We start from the raw sequence: 15,993 nt of genomic DNA on the forward strand, positions 1-15,993 counted from the left end.
ATCCAGTAGTCCCTTCAGACGCTCCCTGATTACACCGTCACTCGGCTTTTGTCCGTGCGCCGTCGCCGGATCGTGCTTCGTGCAGGGCGTCGATCAGCTCAAACCGAGCTCGCGCATGACGAACGACAACCAGTCCGTCTGCTGCCGGACGACCGTGCTCCAGCTCGTGCCCCCGTGCCCGGCGTCCGCCCAGACCCGCAGCAGGACCGGGTGCGATGAGGTGGTCGTGGCCTGGACCCGGGCGGCGAACTTGCGGGCGTGCCAGGCCGGGCAGCGCGGATCGTTCTCACCCGCGTCCAGCAGGATCGCCGGGTACGCCGTCCCCGGCCGCACGTTGTGGTACGGCGAGTAGGCCATGAGCACGGGCGCGTCCGCCGGGTCGTTCGGATTGCCGTATTCCAGGAGAGTCGCGGCCGTCCCCACCGGGTCACGGTCCACCCGCATGAGGTCCAGCTTCGGCGCGCCGCAGACCACCGCCCGCCACAACTCGGGCCGCTGGGTGACGGCCACGCCCGCGAGCAGCCCGCCGTTGGAGGTGCCCTGGAACGCCAGCCGCTCGGGGACGGTGACCCCGTCCGCGATCAGCCGTTCGGCGACGGCGTACAGGTCGTCGAAGGAGTTCTGCTTGCGGTGCAGCCGCCCGCCCTCCCACCACTCGAGGCCGAACTCGCCGCCGCCGCGTATGTGGGCGTGCGCGTAGACGCCGCCCGCCTCGACGAACGCGGCCAGCGGGCCGAGATAGGAGGCGAGCTCGGCGACGTTGAAACCGCCGTACGCGTGGATCAGGGTGGGCTGCGGGCGCGTGCGGTCCAGGTCGGCGCGGTGCACCAGCGTGCAGGGGACGCGCGTGCCGTCCTTCGACGTGGCCCAGACACGGGCGGTGACCAGCCCGGGCAGCGTGTGGCCCGCCCCCTGCAGGGCCGTGAGCTTCCCGGACTCCAGGTCGTAGTGGTAGACGGTGGGCGACTGGGCGTAGGAGGTGTAGCCGAAGGTGATGGCGTCCTCGCAGCCCACGACCTGGTCCATCACGCCGAGCGCGACGACGCCCTGGGCGACGGAGCTGACCGAGCCCGCGCCCGGCAGCGGCACCTCCCCGAGGTCCGTGCCGTCCAGGCCGAGGATCCGGATGCGGGAGACCGTGTCCACCAGCTCGCCCAGCACCAGCCGATCGCCGACCAGGGCCACCCCGGTCAGCACGGCGTCGCCGCCGGGCACCAGCTCGGTCCAGTCACCGGGGTCGTCCAGGGGAATCCGCACCAGCCTTCCGCGCGGGGCGCCGTTCGTGGTGACGGCCACATAGGCGTCACCGACGATCACGCCCTTGTACAGGTGCTCGGCGTCGGTGATGAACTCCCTCCACCAGCGTTCTCCGGCCGGGCCTTGCTCGGCGTCCCGGGACGGATGTCCCCGCTCCGCCGCGGATCCTTCTGTGCTCCCAGGCCGATCCAGCCGGGTGACGAAGTGGGGCCGGGGCCGCAGGTGATCGACCTGGATCACCGCCCACCGCCCGTCCCGCGAAACCTTCGGTACGGCGAACAGGTGCGGGATGTCCAGCGGCTCCGGCTCCGTGGGCGCCGGCTCGCCGAGCCGGTGGAAGAACAGCCGCCACCGCAGTGGGCCACCCGCCTGATCGTTGGCCATGTAGAAGAAGCCGCTGCCGTCGGGCAGCCACGTCACCAGGCCGGGCCGCTGCTGCGGCACGCCGTCGAGCAGCACCTTCCCGGTGTCGGTCTCGATCACCCGCAGCGTGGGCAGCTCGCGTCCGGCCGCGTCCAGCGAGTACGCCAGCAGGCTGCCGTCGGGCGACGGCTGCGGGCTGACCCGCAGCGGCGTGCCGTCGGACGACATCTCGTTGAGGTCGATCACCGTCCGCCACGGGCCGGTGAAGGAGTCGCCCACCTCGCAGACCATGAGGTCACGGCCCTCGGGGACGCGGCCGCGGAACCAGCGCGACCCGTACCGCACCGGCACCACCAGGTTGCGCGCGTCCATCTGCTCGACCAGCTCGCCGACACGGGCCGCCAGCCTCTCGTGGTGGGGGGAGCCGTACACGTAGGATCTGGCCAGCTCGTCCTGGGCGCGCTGCCAGTCGAGCACGTCCGCCTCGTCCTCCTCCAGCCACTGGTACGGGTCCTCGAAGGCCAGCCCGCCGACCTCGTTCCGCTCCGGCCGCGCCGGAGCCTCGGGGTATCGCATGTCACTCTCCTGATGGGGGCGTGATGGCGCGACGCAAGTAGTCGAAGACGGCGGGCAGGTCGGCCGGGTCCAGCCAGTCGATGTCGCGGGCGACCTCCGCGCTGATCTCGGCGGCGTTCTCGCGCCACAACGCCGTCCCGGCCGCGCTGATCCGCGTGTCGAGCTGCGCGTCGCCGCTCTGCAACCCGGCCGCCATCGCCTGCCAGCGCGCGCTCAGGTCCCGCACTTGTGGGTCATCGACGGGCGTGCCGGCCAGCATGTGCCGGCGGATCTCCCGCACCAGCTCCAGCCACTCGGCCCGGACCGTCTCCAGGTGTTCATCGCCCAGTTCCGCGCGCCGCCTGGCCAGGTGGTCGCGCAGCTCGCGGCCGAAGTACGACTCGTACATCGAGATCGTCTCGAGCGTGGCCATGAACTGCTCGGCGTCGGGCATCACGGACAGGTCGAGCTGCCGCAGCAGCCCGCCGATCCGGTCCTTCAGCTGCCCCAGGCGGGCGGCCTGCAGCTCGATCTCGGCGAGCTGCGCGGCGAGCAGGTCGCGCAGTGCCGTCAGGTCGTCCGCCGGGTGGCGGAGCACCTCGGCGATGTCGTCCAGGCGCAGCCCCAGCCCGCGCAGCGCCCGCACCCGGTAGAGCTTGCGCAGGTCGCCCTCGGTGTAGCGGCGGTGGCCCGCCGCCGTCCGCTCACTGGCACTGACCAGGCCGATCTGGTCGTAGTGGTAGAGCGTTCTGATGGTGACGCCGGTGGCCTTGGCCAGCTCGCCGATGGCCCACCGGCGCTCCGCGCCGTCGCTTGCGGTCACGTTCCGACCGTAGGACCTCCCGTCACGGGAGGTTCAAGCCCTTGACGCGGAGGCGCGCAGCGCTTAGTTTCCCGGCGACCGGCGAAATATATCGTTATGTCGCCGAAATTTTCGGAGGTCACCGGTGAAGCCCTTGATCATCGCTCTGGCGCTCGTCCTCGCCGCCCCGCTCCCCGCGTACGCACACCCGCGCACGCCGCGTGACCTGCGGCAACTGGCGCACCAGCACGGCATCAAGATCGGCAGTGCGGTCGACCTCGCCGCCCTGCGCGGCGAGGCCGACTACCGGAAGGTTCTGAACCGCGAGTTCTCCCACGTCACTGCGGAGAACGCGATGAAGTGGGAGTCGGTCGAGCCGGAGCGGGGCGTCTACACCTGGGCCGACGCCGACGCCCTGGTCGAGAACGCCCGCCGCAACAACCAGCGGGTACGCGGCCACACCCTGGTCTGGCACAACCAGCTGCCCGCCTGGCTGACCACCGGCGTCGAGGACGGCAGCATCGACGCCGCCGAGCTCAGGAAGATCCTGCGCGACCACATCACCACCCAGGTACGCCGCTACAAGGGCAAGATCAGGGCCTGGGACGTGGTCAACGAGGTGGTCAACGACGACGGCACGATGCGGCAGAGCATCTGGCTCACCCACCTCGGCCCCGGCTACATCGCCGACGCCTTCCGCTGGGCCCACCGCGCGGACCCGCACGCCAAGCTCTACATCAACGACTACAACCTGGAGTGGAACGCCTCCAAGATCGAGACCACGCTGTCGATCGTCAAGGACCTCCAGGCGCAGGGCGCACCGATCCACGGCATCGGCTTCCAGGGCCACCTCGGCATCCAGTACGACTACCCGGGCGACTGGGCGAACGTCATGCGCCGCTTCGCCGACCTCGGCCTGGAGGTCGCGGTCACCGAGCTGGACGTCCGGATGGAGCTGCCGGTGACCCCGGAGAAGCTCGCCACCCAGGCCGACTACTACCGCCGGGCGCTGACCGACTGCCTCGGCGTCAGGGCGTGCCGCGAGTTCACCGTCTGGGGCTTCACCGACCGGCACTCGTGGGTGCCCGGCTGGTTCCCCGGCCAGGGCGCGGCCTGCCTGTTCGACGAGAACCTGGTGCCCAAGCCCGCCTACCAAGCGCTGCTGGGAGTGAAAAAGGCGTAGCAAGAAAATTCTTTGGCCGCCGTGTCGATCCGGCTGGGACGAGTTCGACGCGCTGATGACGGAACGAACACACGGTCACAGAAAAGGATCGCGGTCATGCAGAAGATCACCACGTATCTCTGGTTCGACAACCAGGCCGAGGAGGCCGCGCAGTTCTACACCACGCTCTTCGGCGACTCCCGCATCGTGGACGTCCAGCGTTACGGCGACGGCGGCCCGGTTGAGCCCGGCACGGCGATGATGGTCACGTTCGAGCTGGCAGGCCAGCGTTTTATGGCGCTGAACGGCGGCCCGCAGTTCAAATTCACCGAGGCGATCTCGCTGTACGTCGAGTGCGAGTCCCAGAAGGAAGTCGACGACCTGTGGGCCAGGCTCACGGAGGGCGGCGAGGAGTCGCAGTGCGGGTGGCTGAAGGACAGGTGGGGCCTGTCCTGGCAGATCATCCCGCGCCGTTTGCCGGAGCTGCTGAGCGACCCCGACCCGGCCAGGGCCCAGCGCGCCATGCAGGCGATGCTGGGGATGCAGAAGATCGACATCCGGGCCCTGGAGCAGGCGGCCAACGGCTGAGCGGCACCCTGACGCGCCGGTGAGCGAGAACCGCTCACCGGAGCTTCAGCGGTCGGCCAGCCCGTACGGCAGGTCGGGCCGCTGCGAGGCGATGTGCAGCAGCCGGTTGTACTTGATCACCCGCTCGCCGCGCGCGGGCGCGCCCGACTTGATCTGCCCGCCGCCGCCGGCCACCGCCAGCTCGGCGACGAAGTCGTCGACGGTCTCGCCGGAGCGGTGGGAGACCATCCGCGCGTACCCGTGCTTGCGGCACAGCTCCATCGCCTGCAGCGTCTCGGTGACGGTGCCGACCTGGTTGACCTTGATGAGCGCGGCGTTGGCGAGCTGGTCGGCGATACCCTGCTCGATGATGGCGGGGTTCGTGACGAACACGTCGTCGCCGACGAGCTGCAGCCGCTCGCCGAGCCGGTCGGTCAGCTGCCGCCAGCCGTCGAGGTCGTCCTCGGCCAGCCCGTCCTCGATGCTCCAGATCGGGTAGTCGTCGGCGAGCTGGGCGTACAGCTCGATCAGCTCCAGAGTGGACAGGCGCTCGCCCGCCACCTGGTAGCCGCCGTCGCTGTGGCGGAACCGGGAGGCCGCCGGGTCGAGCGCGATGGCCACCTGGTCGCGGGCGGGGATGTAGCCGGCGTCCTCGATGGCCTCCACCAGCGCGCTCAGCACCTCGCGCGGGCGGGTGAAGTCGGGCGCGAAACCACCGTCGTCACCCTGGCCGGTCGGGCGTCCCGCCGCGGCCAGGTTCGCGCGCAGAGCGGCGTAGATCTCGGCCCCGGCCCGTACGGCCTCGGCCATGGAGGGCGCGCCGATCGGAGCGATCATGAATTCCTGGAAGTCGAGCTGGTTGGAGGCGTGCAGGCCGCCGCTGACGAGGTTGAAGTGGGGCACCGGCAACCGCGGCCGCACGGTGTACGGGGTGAGGAACTCCCATAACTGCTGGCCGTGGGCGGCGGCGACGGCCCGCGCGGTGGCCATCGACACGCCCACGGTGGCGTTGCCGCCGAGCCTGCTCTTGGCGGGCGTGCCGTCCAGCTCGATCAGGGCCTGGTCGACGTCCGCCAGTGAGTGCCACGGCCGGCCCTTGAGCCGGTGGAAGATCGAGCCGGTGATGCGGGCCGCCGCCCGGGTCACACCGGCGCCGTGGTACCGGCTGGTGTCGCCGTCGCGCAGCTCGACCGCCTCCCTCGTGCCGGTGGAGGCCCCGGAGGGCACGCCGGCCCAACCGGTCGCGCCTCCGGCCAGCGTGAGGGTGACCGACAGGGTCGGGCGGCCGCGCGAATCCAGGATCTGCATGGCGCCCAGGTCGATGATGTGGAACGCGCACACGGCTCCTCCAGATGGGTGCGTCACGGTTGTCTTCGACGGTGTCATGGTCGTCCGCGCGTACATAGGGCAGATCGACCTCACCTGCCGATCAACATCTGAACGTGGACGAGGTTGGTCACCGTGTGGATGAACGCGATCACCCAGCGGCAGCCCGGGCTCGCGCGGATTGTCGCCTGCGCACCCGGCTCACCTTAGGTTGAAGGTGATCAGGCATACATCCCATCAGCACGAGAGGAGTCACATGGCCGACGGCTTCAACCCGGCGGGGGTCTGGGCGCCGAACGGGCGGGCGTTCTCACAGGGCGTCATTCAGGGCAAGGGCGAGGTGGTCCACGTCACCGGGCAGGTCGCCTGGGACGAGCACGGCGAGGTGGTCGGTGCGGGCGACGTCGAGGCTCAGATGGAGAAGAGCATCGACAACGTCCGCCTGATCCTCGCCGCCGTCGGCGGCCGGCTGGACGACATCGTCTCGATGACCGTCTACTTCCTGCGCCGTGAGGATCTACCGGCGATCCAGCGGGTCCGGTCCCGGCACTTCTCGCCGGGCACCGCGCCCGCCAGCGTGCTGATCCAGGTGCCCGGGCTGGTCCTGCCGGAGTTCCTGGTGGAGCTCGTGCCCATCGCGGTGATCCCGCCGGAGCGGTTCGTCCGCCCGTGAAGGGCAGGAGTTCCCGGGGCAGCCCGGAACGTAGGCGTACCACGTGCCGCGCCGCATCCCCGGCAGCCATCTCCTCTCCCATGTCAGGAGGAACGGCGCCGGGACGGAACGCCCCTTGTCGACCGCGACCACGTGCTTGCCCGCGCTTCCGGCATCGCGTAGCGCGGCCGGATCCTCGCTCTGGCGCGGCCAGCGCAGCACGCTGTGCCCGTCGCAGCCCATCCGGTAGGCGATCATCACCGCGTGCTCCCCGTACACCAGGCACGGCCGGCGTATCCCCAGGTCGCCCAGCGCCCGCGCCACCTGGACGTCGGCCTCCCGCTTGGTCAGCCGTTCGGCGACGACCTTGTCCAGCGTGAGCCCCTGCAGCACGAACTGAGCCAGGAAGCCGGCGGCGACCAGGCCGGAGGCGACGGCACGCCGCCCGTCCAGCAGCCGGAGGACGCCGTACGCGATCGGGAACGCCAGCAGCGCGTACGTGGGCAGCAGGAAGCGGGGCGCCGCGTAGCCGACCAGGAAGACGTACGGCAGGGCCAGCGACAGGCCGGCGGCGGCCGGCAGCGCGCACTCGGCGAGCAGTCCGCGGCGGCGCGCGGCGTACAGGCCTAGCAGGACGAGGACGGGGATCACGGCCCACCAGAGCAGCCAGGGCAGCAGCACGGGCCCGCAGTGCGCGGGAGGCCGGCAGAGCAGCGGGCCGTTGAGCGCCCGGGCGTGCTCGAACAGCGAGAAGTGCAGGCCGGTCTCGTTCGCCGCCCCGGCGGCCTGCCAGCGGGCGGCCGGCCCGCCGAACCTGACGTAGGCCTCGACGATCCAGTCGGCCCAGCCGGCGGCCAGGCCTCCGGCGAGGGCGGCCCCGATCTTCAACCGCCGCCACCCCGGCCTGGCAAGCGCCACCGCCAGCGGGAGCACGAGCCAGATGCTGTCCGGCGGACGAAGCAGAGCCACCGCGGCAACGCTCGCCGCCAGCCCGATCATCGGCCCCCGCCCGCTGCCGGGCCGCACGCAGCGCAGGAAGAACCCGGCGGCGGCCACCGCGCCGAACGCCACCCACAGGTTCGGCATGACCTCGTTGCCGTAGAACAACGACAACCACAGGGAGGCGAACAGCAGCCCGGCAAGGGGCACCGCCGGCCCGTACCGTACCCGCAGCCAGACCCCGAAGGACGCGTACAGCGCCAGAGCGGACAGCAGGCACAGATAGACCCGCAGCACCTCCGTCGACGCGGTGACGAACACCACCGGAGCGACGAGCAGGGTGACGCCCCGAGCCCGGGGCGCGATGAACTCGGCGGCCGGCACGCGCGGATCGACCTGGCTGACGTAGACGACCTCGTCCCACCCCAGCCCCATCTCGGGGGTGACGACGATCAACTGGACGAGCCCGTAGCAGACGGCCACGAGCGCCAGCAGCGCCCGCCACGGATCGGCCCGCACCCACAAGCGAAGTGATTTCCTCAATCCCACCGGCTTTTCCTAGCGCCACCCGGCGGGCGAGGACAGGAACGCCGGCAACGCTTGCCGGAAGCAATGCCCATTCATGAACCACGCGCGCCTGCTCGCCGATGCGTGCCTTCGCCATTGGACCGGCCGGTCTCCCCTTTCTTATAGGGCAGGCAAAAACCGCCAAATTTAGCCTGTCCAGAATAAGGCGACCGGTGGTGGATAGAGAGGAGAGGATAGGGAGTTTCCTCGCCCAGGAGGAGGGATCATGGCCGTCACCCAGCAGCGAGGGCGCGTCTCCGCCGAAACCGACGGGAAGCTGCCCAAGCGGCTCTCGTTGGACCTTCCGATGCTCAGCATCGAGGTCCGCCGGCCCGAGGTCAGGTTGCCGCACGTCGGGATGCCGCACCTCGGGATGCCGCGCATCAGCAAGCAGGAGATGGGCCACTACGTCGACGTCGCTCGGACGTTCATCCCGCCGCCCGAGCGCATCGCGTACTACGGGGCGCTCGGCGCGCTGGCGGTCTTCGGAGTCGTCGATTGGCCGGTAGCGGCCGCCATCGGCGCGGGAACGATCATCGCGCAGCGGGGACGGCGGGCGCCGTCCGCGTCCATCTGGCAGCGTGGGACCCAGCAGCCGGCTCCGACGCCCACGCCGGCTCAGCAGGCCACGACGTCCACGCGGCGCAGAACCGCCACGACTTCCGGCACCGCCGCCGGACGCAAGACCGCGACGACCGCTGACACCACCGCCGGACGCAAGACCGCGACGACCGCTGACACCACCGCCGGACGCAAGACGGCGACGACCTCTGGCACGACCGCCGGCAGGCGGAAGAGCGCCACGCAGAGCAGGTGAGCCACGACGCCGTAGACGGGAGGCCATATGGCGTTGTTCGGTCTGCTCTCCGCTGACACGCTGCTGAACATGCTCCCCGAGCCGGTGCGGAGCGTGGTCCCTCGCTCCCGCCGGGTACAACCGTGCCCGGGCGGAGCTCGCATCGAACTGCGGAGCATCGGCGGACCGCGGACCGAGCCGCGCGCCCGTGCCCTGGAAGAGCGGCTGCGCGCGGCCGGCATCCCCCGCGCCGAGGTGAACGGGGCGCTCGGTTGTGTGTACGTGAGCTTCGACGAGACGACGCCCGACATGGGCAAGCTCGTGGCCGTCATCGACGAGCTGGACGAGGACGGCGAGGACGGCGAGGACGGCGAGCGATCCGGCCCCTCCCGCGCGCTCGACGGCGTGGAGCAGCAGGCCCGCGCCGCGGTCAGCCTCGGCCTGCATCTCGCCGGCACCGCGGTGGCCACGGCCGGTGTGCTGGCCCGCCTCCCGAGGCTGCCCGCCGTGATCCCCAACTTCCTCGCGCTCGCCGAGCACACCCCGTGGGCACGCAGGCAGCTCGAAGAGCGCCTCGGCAAGCCGGTCGTGGACGCGGTGCTGGCGACGGGCCGGATCGTCTTCGGCACGCTGGCCATGCGGCCCACGTCGCTGCTGATCGACTCCGTGGCCGCGGCCGGCCGGTACGTCGACGCGCGTGCCGGGCGCCGGGCGTGGGAACGGCGCGAGGAGGAGTTCGCCGCCGGGCCGGGGGCGTACCGCCACATCAGGCCCGCCACGGTGGCGCGCCCGGTCCCGTTGCCCAGGGGGCCCGTGGAACGGTACGCCGACGCGGCGGGTGCCGCGGCGCTGGCCTCGCACGGACTGGGCACGATCATCAGCCGCAGCCACCAGCGGGGCCTGTCCATGCTGATCACGGGGATCCCCAAAGCGGCGAGCCTCGGCAGAGACGCCTTCACCAGCGCCGTCGCGCGCTGCCTCGCCGGGCGCGGCACGATCGTGCTCGACCGCGAGGCCCTGCGGCGCATGGACCGCATCGACACGGTCGTCCTGGACGCCGCCGCGCTCACCACCGGGATGTGGGCCCTCGACCGCGTCGTCCCGCTCGCCTCCGACGTGGATCCGGACGATCTGCACGCCCGGCTGTACCCGCTCCTGGACCTCACCGACCCCTCAGCCCGGCGGGAGCACGACGGGTGGAGCGCGCAGCCCCATGTGGGTGACGTGCCCGAGGAGTGGCGGGAGCAGGGGGTCCGGCCCGTCATGGTGCTGCGGGAAGGGACCCCGCTCGCGCTGGTCGGACTGGCCCGCGAGCTGCACCCCTTCGCCGAGGCCGTGGTCGCGGCGCCGAAGGAGGCGTGCCAGGTGGTCCTGGCCGGTGGGGACCCCGGCCTCGCCCGGCGGCTGGGCGTGGAGCGGCTGGTCGAGGGCGGGCCCCGGCTGGCCGCGTCGGTACGGGCGCTGCAGTCCGAGGGACACGGCGTGGCCGTGGTGTCACGACGTGGGCGGCGCGGGTTGCGCCAGGCCGACCTGAGCGTCGGCGTGCTCGACGGCGTACGGCGGGTCCCGTGGGACGCCGACGTGATCGGCGAGCTGGACGGCGTTCACTTGCTGCTGCGTTTCCTGGCCACGGCCAGGAAGGCGAGCATACGAGGCGTGTGCGTGGCGGCCGCCGGTTCGGTCGCCGGGACCGGGCTGGCGCTCCTCGGCCCTCCCGCGACCGCGGTCCGGCGGGCTCACCTCGTACGCGACTGCACGTCGGTGGCCGCCCTCGTGGCCGGCGAGTGGACGGGCCGCAGCGTGGGACGGGAGGCCCCGCCGGTCCGCACCGACTACACGCCCTGGCACGCCATGTCGGCCGGTGACGTCCTGGCCAAGCTCCGCACCTCGCCTCACGGGCTGACCGAGGCCGAGGCCGAGCGTCGCAGAGCGGCGTCGTCCCGCAAGGCGGTCAGGGGCCCTGAATCCCTGGCCCGCGCGTCCATGGACGAGCTGGCCAACCCGCTCACCCCGGTCCTGGCGGCGGGGGCGGGCCTGTCGGCCGCGTTCGGCTCGGTGCTCGACGCCGCGCTGATAAGCCTCGTGACCGTGGCGGGCGGCCTGCTGGGCGGCGCCCAGCGGCGAGGCGCCGACCACGCGCTGCACCGCCTCACCGAGACCACCGCCGTCCGGGTACGCCTGCGCCGCCCCGACGGCGCCGTGGCCGGCGACGCCGACGCCCTGGTGCCGGGTGATGTGATCGAGCTGCGGGCGGGCGACGCCGTGCCGGCCGACGGGAGACTGATCCAGGCGGCCGGGCTCGAGGTCGACGAGTCCACCCTCACCGGCGAGTCGCAACTGGTGCCCAAGACCGCCGCGCCCACCGCGGCGCCGGCCGTCGCGGATCGTGCCTCGATGGTGTACCAGGGGACGACCGTCGCCGCCGGGCACGGACTTGCCGTGATCGTGGCCACGGGCGAGGCGACCGAGGCGGGCAGGACCGCCAGGCTGGTCCGGCAGCAGCCCCCGCCGAGCGGGGTGGAGTTGCGGCTGCGCGCGCTGAGCCGCCGGATCCTGCCGGCCGCGCTCGGCTCCGGCCTGCTCCTGATGGTCGTCGAACGTTTCCGCGGGGCGCCCCTGTCACAGGCGCTCGCCCCGGCGGTCAGCATGATGGTGGCGGCGGTCCCCGAAGGGCTGCCGTTCGTGGCAACCGTGGCCGAGCTCGCCTCGGCCAAGCGGCTGTCGACGCACAACACGCTGGTCCGCAATCCGTCCACGATCGAGGCGCTGGGCCGGGTGGACGTGCTCTGCTTCGACAAGACCGGGACCCTCACGGAAGGCAAGATCAGCCTGCGCCTGGTCTCGGACGGCCGGGTCGAGCAGGCCGTCGAGGAGGCGGCGCCCGAGCTGCGGGCGATCGTGGGCGCGGCGCTGCGCGCGGGACCGCGGTTCGAGGGCGGGCGGGCCATCCCGCACCCCACCGACCGCGCGATCGTGGACGGCGCGGAAAGGCTCGGCGTCACCCCCAGAGACGGGCTGCGGACGTGGGCGCGCGTGGACGAGCTGCCGTTCGAGCCGGCCCGCGGCTACCACGCCGTCCTCGGCCGGTCGGAGTCGGGACAGATACTGAGCGTCAAGGGCGCTCCGGAGATCGTGCTCACCCGCTCCACGAGCATCGTCGTGGACGGGCAGGCCGTACCGCTGGACGATCGGATCAGACGGGAGCTGGAGCAAGAGGTGGACCGGCTCGCCCTGCGCGGCTACCGCGTGCTCGCCGTGGCGGAACGGCCCGCCTCCAGCCGCGCCGACCTCGACGAGTCCCGCATCGAGGGCCTGCGCTTCCTCGGGTTCCTGGGGCTGGCCGATCCGGTACGCCCGACGGCCCGGCGCAGTGTCGAGCGGCTCATGCGGGCCGGCGTACGGATCGTCATGATCACCGGCGATCACCCCAGCACGGCGGAGGCCATCGCGGCGGAGATCGGCGCGCTGAACGGCCTGCGCGTGATGACCGGCCCCGAGATCGAGGAGCTGGACGACGACGCCCTGGCCGAGGCGCTGCCGGACGTGGCGGTCTTCGCCCGGGTCACCCCCGAGCACAAGGCCCGCATCGTCACCAATCTGCGGAAGGCGGGCAAGGTGGTCGCCGTCACGGGGGACGGCGCCAACGACGTGCCCGCGATCCGGCTCGCCGACGTGGGCGTCTCTCTCGGCTCGCACGCCGCCCCCGCCACCAAGGCCGCCGCCGACATCGTCATGCTCGACGACCGCATCGAGACGATCATCGACGCGATCGTGGAGGGCCGGGGCATGTGGGCCTCCGTCCGCGACGCGCTGGGCATCCTGCTCGGCGGCAACATCGGCGAGATCGCCTTCACGCTCGGATCCAGCCTCCTCACCGGCCACAGCGCGCTGAACGCCCGCCAGCTCCTGCTGGTCAACCTGCTCACCGACATGCTCCCCGCCATGGCGGTGGCCATCCGGCCGCCCAGCGCGGCAAGCCCCGAGCGGCTGCTCGCCGAGGGCCCGGAGGCCTCGCTCGGCGCCGCCCTGACCAGGGACATCTACCTGCGTGCCGTCACCACGGCCGCCGCTGCGGCCGCGGCGTGGCTGCTAGCGCGGATGACCGGCACCCGCAGCCGCGCGGACACGGTGGGGCTCGTCGGCCTCGTCGCCGCCCAACTGCTGCAGACCCTGGCGCTGAGCGGACGGGATCGAACGGTGGTCCTCGCCGCCCTCGTGTCCCTGGCCGCGCTGGGCGTCATCGTGTCGGTGCCCGGCCTCAGCCAGCTCTTCGGCTGCCGCCCGATCGGCCCGTTCGGCTGGGGGATCGGCCTGGCCTGCTCGGCGGCGGCGGCCCTGCTGGCGGCGATGATCGAACGATCGGACCAGGGCTAGACATCGATAGTTCACCGTTTAGACATGTTGATCATACCCGTATGTACACATTTATGGCTAAATATGTCTTTAGGTGTAGTTCTAGTCGTGAGGTAGAGAGTTGTCCGAGTTCCTGGCTTCGTTGCTCGCCAAAGCCGCCATGATGCTTCTGGAAGCCCTGATCATGCGCATCGTTCAGAGCCTGGTCATGTCGATCATGCAGCCCGCAGGGCTCCGGCTCGCCTGAGAGGCCGCCGGCACTACTGAAAACCTTGCCCCAGGGCCACGATCAGCGAGATCACTGAGATCGGCCCCATCACCGCGAACGCCACCATGGCCGCACTGCGGCCGGGCAGGACGCGGGCCAGCGTACGCGTGGCCGCCTCACGTGCCACCCCTGCGCTGGGCAGCACGAACAGCCCGAGCGTGAAGGCGCCCGCGGCGAGGGACGCGGCATGATCGGCGTGCATCCCGGCAGCGTTCAGCAAGATCGAGACGAGAATGCCGCACGCCAGCGTCAGCAGCACGTGCCCCACCGTCAGGAGCGCGGCCCTGAACAGCGTCCCCCGGTTCTCCCCGAAGTGGTATGCGCCGACGCGCAGCGCCAGTGAGAGCGCGGCGGCCATGGTACCCATGACGACCGGCGTGACGATCGTCAGCGCCACCAGCGTGACGAGCAGCAGCATCCCGACGAACCGGCTGCTGTGCAGGAACGGCTGAGGGTCGGCAGGCGGCGGGTGACCGGCCACTCGCTGGTCGGTGCGCGGGGCCGGCGGCGCGGCTGTGACCGGTGCGGGCACGTACGGCGGTGGCGGCGCGGCTGTGACCGGTGCGGGAACGTACGGCGGCGGCGGGGCGGCCTTGCTGTACGCGACCGGTGGCAGCAGGTCGGAGAAGGTGTCCATGGTCAGTGTGCGGTCGCTCAGCGGCTTGGCACCGCTCGGCCGCGGCTCACCGTCCGGATCGAGCGCCCTGGCCATCCGCAGCAGCTCCTCCGCGCCGGGCCGGGCCGCCGGATCCACCTGCAGCGCCCGGCTGAGCCAGCCGCGCAACCACGCCGGCGCCTGGTCGATCCGCGCCCGCCCCTCCATGATGTTGAAGCAGACCGTCTCGAACGTCCCCGTCCCGAACGGCGGCAGCCCGGTCGCGGCGAAGAACACCGTCGAGGCCAGCGCGTGCACGTCGGCCGCCTGAGTGATCTGTGAGGCACGGATGATCTCCGGCGCCAGATACCCCGGCGTCCCCACGAACATCCCCGACTGCGTCAACCTGGTCGCGTTCACCAGATGCGCGATACCGAAGTCGATGACCAGCGGTTGCCCGTCGACCAGCATGACGTTGGACGGCTTGAGGTCCCGATGGATCACGCCGGCCGCGTGAATGGCCACCAGCGCCTGGCACAACCCCTGGGCGAGCTTGATGACCGCGCGCGCCTCCAGGGCGCCCGAGGCCAGCACGGTCTCCTCCAGCGTGCGGCCGGGCACGAAACGGGTCACCACGTACGGCCGGCCGCCCACCAGCTCGGCGTCGATCACCTCGGCCACGTACGGGCTGCGCACCCGCCGCATGGTCTCCACTTCGCGGACCAGGCGGTCCCGGGCCTTGAGGTCGGCGGCCACGTGCGGGTGCAGCACCTTGACCGCGACCTGGCGGTCCGCGCCGTCGAGGCCGAGGTGAACGACCCCCATCCCGCCCTCGCCGATCTTCCTGACCAGCCGGTACGGGCCGAGATGCTCCTGCGTCTGAGCGCTCATCCCCGACGTCATCCTCCGTATTCCCCTTCGCACACCGAACTCCGCGCCCGCTGGCCCGGAAGTCCTCCCGCAATGTGTCCCCGAAATGCACCGTAAGCGAAGAGAGGCGGGAGCGTGGCGGCGTTCATACATAAGCCGGCTTTCTCCCGGTCCGCTCGGACTCACAAATCATTCGACAACGGCGTACACCCATGGCCATCGTTGGCGGCATGCACCAGGACGAGATCTGGGACATCGAGGTCGCCCAGCACTATGACACACCGGGCACCGGCATGTTCGCCCGCGAGGTCTTGGAGCCGACCGTGGACCGCCTCGCCGAGCGAGGGGTGCCCGTCACCGGCATCGAACTGTCACCCGCGATGATCGACCAACTACGAACGAAGGTGGACGAAGCGACGATCCCAGTGATCGCCGGCGACATGGCGACCGCCGTCGCTCCGGGGAACTACGCGCTCGTCTACCTGGTCTACAACGGAATCTCCAACCTGCTCACCCAGGCCGAGCAGGTCGCGTGCTTCCGCAATGCCGCCCGCCACCTCACCTCCGGCGGCCGGTTCGTGATCGAGCTCTGGGTGCCTGAGCTGCGCAAGCTCCCGCCCGGTCAGCAGGCCACGGTCTGGCTCTGCGAGCCCGGTTACATCGGCCTGGACACCTACGACCTGCTGCATCAGCACGTCGTGTCACACCACTTCAGGTTCGACGAGGGCAGACAGGCTCAGCTGTTCCGCAGCCCGCACCGCTACATCTGGCCGGCCGAGCTCGACCTCATGGCTCAGCTGGCGGGGTTCGAGCTGGAGAGCAGGCACGCCGATTGGGCCGGATCCGCCTTCACCGCCGAGTCGCGGTCCCATGTGTCCGTCTACCGCATCCCGTAGTCCCCGGGATGATCGCCCGTCCGGC

At 71.4% G+C, this 15,993-nt stretch carries 11 protein-coding genes; 7 read left to right on the forward strand and 4 right to left on the reverse strand.

The annotated features are described in order from the left end of the window. Positions 1-93 precede the first annotated feature (93 nt). Positions 94-2,196, reverse strand: a complete 2,103-nt coding sequence (locus ACIBX3_RS50415) for a prolyl oligopeptidase family serine peptidase (RefSeq protein WP_397127871.1) — start codon at positions 2,194-2,196, stop codon at positions 94-96. Position 2,197: 1 nt separating this feature from the next. Continuing rightward, on the reverse strand, positions 2,198-2,998 hold the full coding sequence (locus ACIBX3_RS50420; protein ID WP_397127872.1) for a MerR family transcriptional regulator: 801 nt from the start codon (positions 2,996-2,998) through the stop codon (positions 2,198-2,200). A gap of 124 nt (positions 2,999-3,122) precedes the next feature. On the opposite strand from ACIBX3_RS50420, the gene ACIBX3_RS50425 reads away from it, so the two are divergent. Continuing rightward, entirely contained in the window at positions 3,123-4,160 is a 1,038-nt protein-coding gene (locus ACIBX3_RS50425; protein WP_397127874.1) for an endo-1,4-beta-xylanase, read from the forward strand. Positions 4,161-4,256: 96 nt separating this feature from the next. After that, a complete protein-coding gene (locus ACIBX3_RS50430) occupies positions 4,257-4,727 on the forward strand; it encodes a VOC family protein (RefSeq protein WP_397127875.1) in 471 nt (156 codons plus the stop codon). 45 nt (positions 4,728-4,772) lie between these two features. On the opposite strand, the gene eno is transcribed toward ACIBX3_RS50430, so the two are convergent. Further along, on the reverse strand, positions 4,773-6,047 hold the full coding sequence (gene eno / locus ACIBX3_RS50435; protein WP_397127876.1) for a phosphopyruvate hydratase: 1,275 nt from the start codon (positions 6,045-6,047) through the stop codon (positions 4,773-4,775). 241 nt (positions 6,048-6,288) lie between these two features. Between eno and ACIBX3_RS50440 the strand changes: the two genes are divergently transcribed. The 4 genes from ACIBX3_RS50440 (at position 6,289) to ACIBX3_RS50455 (ending at position 13,586) form a co-directional block, all read left to right on the forward strand. Continuing rightward, positions 6,289-6,705 carry a RidA family protein gene (locus ACIBX3_RS50440; RefSeq protein ID WP_397127877.1) on the forward strand — a complete coding sequence of 139 codons (417 nt, stop codon included), beginning with the start codon at positions 6,289-6,291 and terminating at the stop codon, positions 6,703-6,705. Between the two features lie 1,711 nt (positions 6,706-8,416). Then, positions 8,417-9,007 (forward strand): hypothetical protein, encoded by a 591-nt coding sequence (locus tag ACIBX3_RS50445; RefSeq protein WP_397127878.1) that lies wholly within the window; start codon positions 8,417-8,419, stop codon positions 9,005-9,007. A 27-nt stretch (positions 9,008-9,034) separates the two neighbouring features. Continuing rightward, positions 9,035-13,360: an HAD-IC family P-type ATPase gene (locus ACIBX3_RS50450; RefSeq protein WP_397127879.1), complete on the forward strand. Its 4,326-nt coding sequence runs from the start codon at positions 9,035-9,037 to the stop codon at positions 13,358-13,360. Between the two features lie 100 nt (positions 13,361-13,460). After that, positions 13,461-13,586, forward strand: coding sequence for a hypothetical protein (locus tag ACIBX3_RS50455; RefSeq protein WP_397127880.1), 126 nt, complete (start codon positions 13,461-13,463; stop codon positions 13,584-13,586). A 13-nt stretch (positions 13,587-13,599) separates the two neighbouring features. On the opposite strand, the gene ACIBX3_RS50460 is transcribed toward ACIBX3_RS50455, so the two are convergent. Beyond that, positions 13,600-15,093, reverse strand: a complete 1,494-nt coding sequence (locus ACIBX3_RS50460) for a serine/threonine-protein kinase (protein WP_397127881.1) — start codon at positions 15,091-15,093, stop codon at positions 13,600-13,602. Between the two features lie 191 nt (positions 15,094-15,284). Here ACIBX3_RS50460 and ACIBX3_RS50465 point away from each other — a divergent pair, with 191 nt between their 5' ends. After that, on the forward strand, positions 15,285-15,968 hold the full coding sequence (locus ACIBX3_RS50465; protein WP_397127882.1) for a class I SAM-dependent methyltransferase: 684 nt from the start codon (positions 15,285-15,287) through the stop codon (positions 15,966-15,968). Positions 15,969-15,993: the final 25 nt, after the last annotated feature.

This window comes from Nonomuraea sp. NPDC049480, assembly GCF_044465905.1.
Taxonomy (GTDB): Bacteria; Actinomycetota; Actinomycetes; order Streptosporangiales; family Streptosporangiaceae; genus Nonomuraea.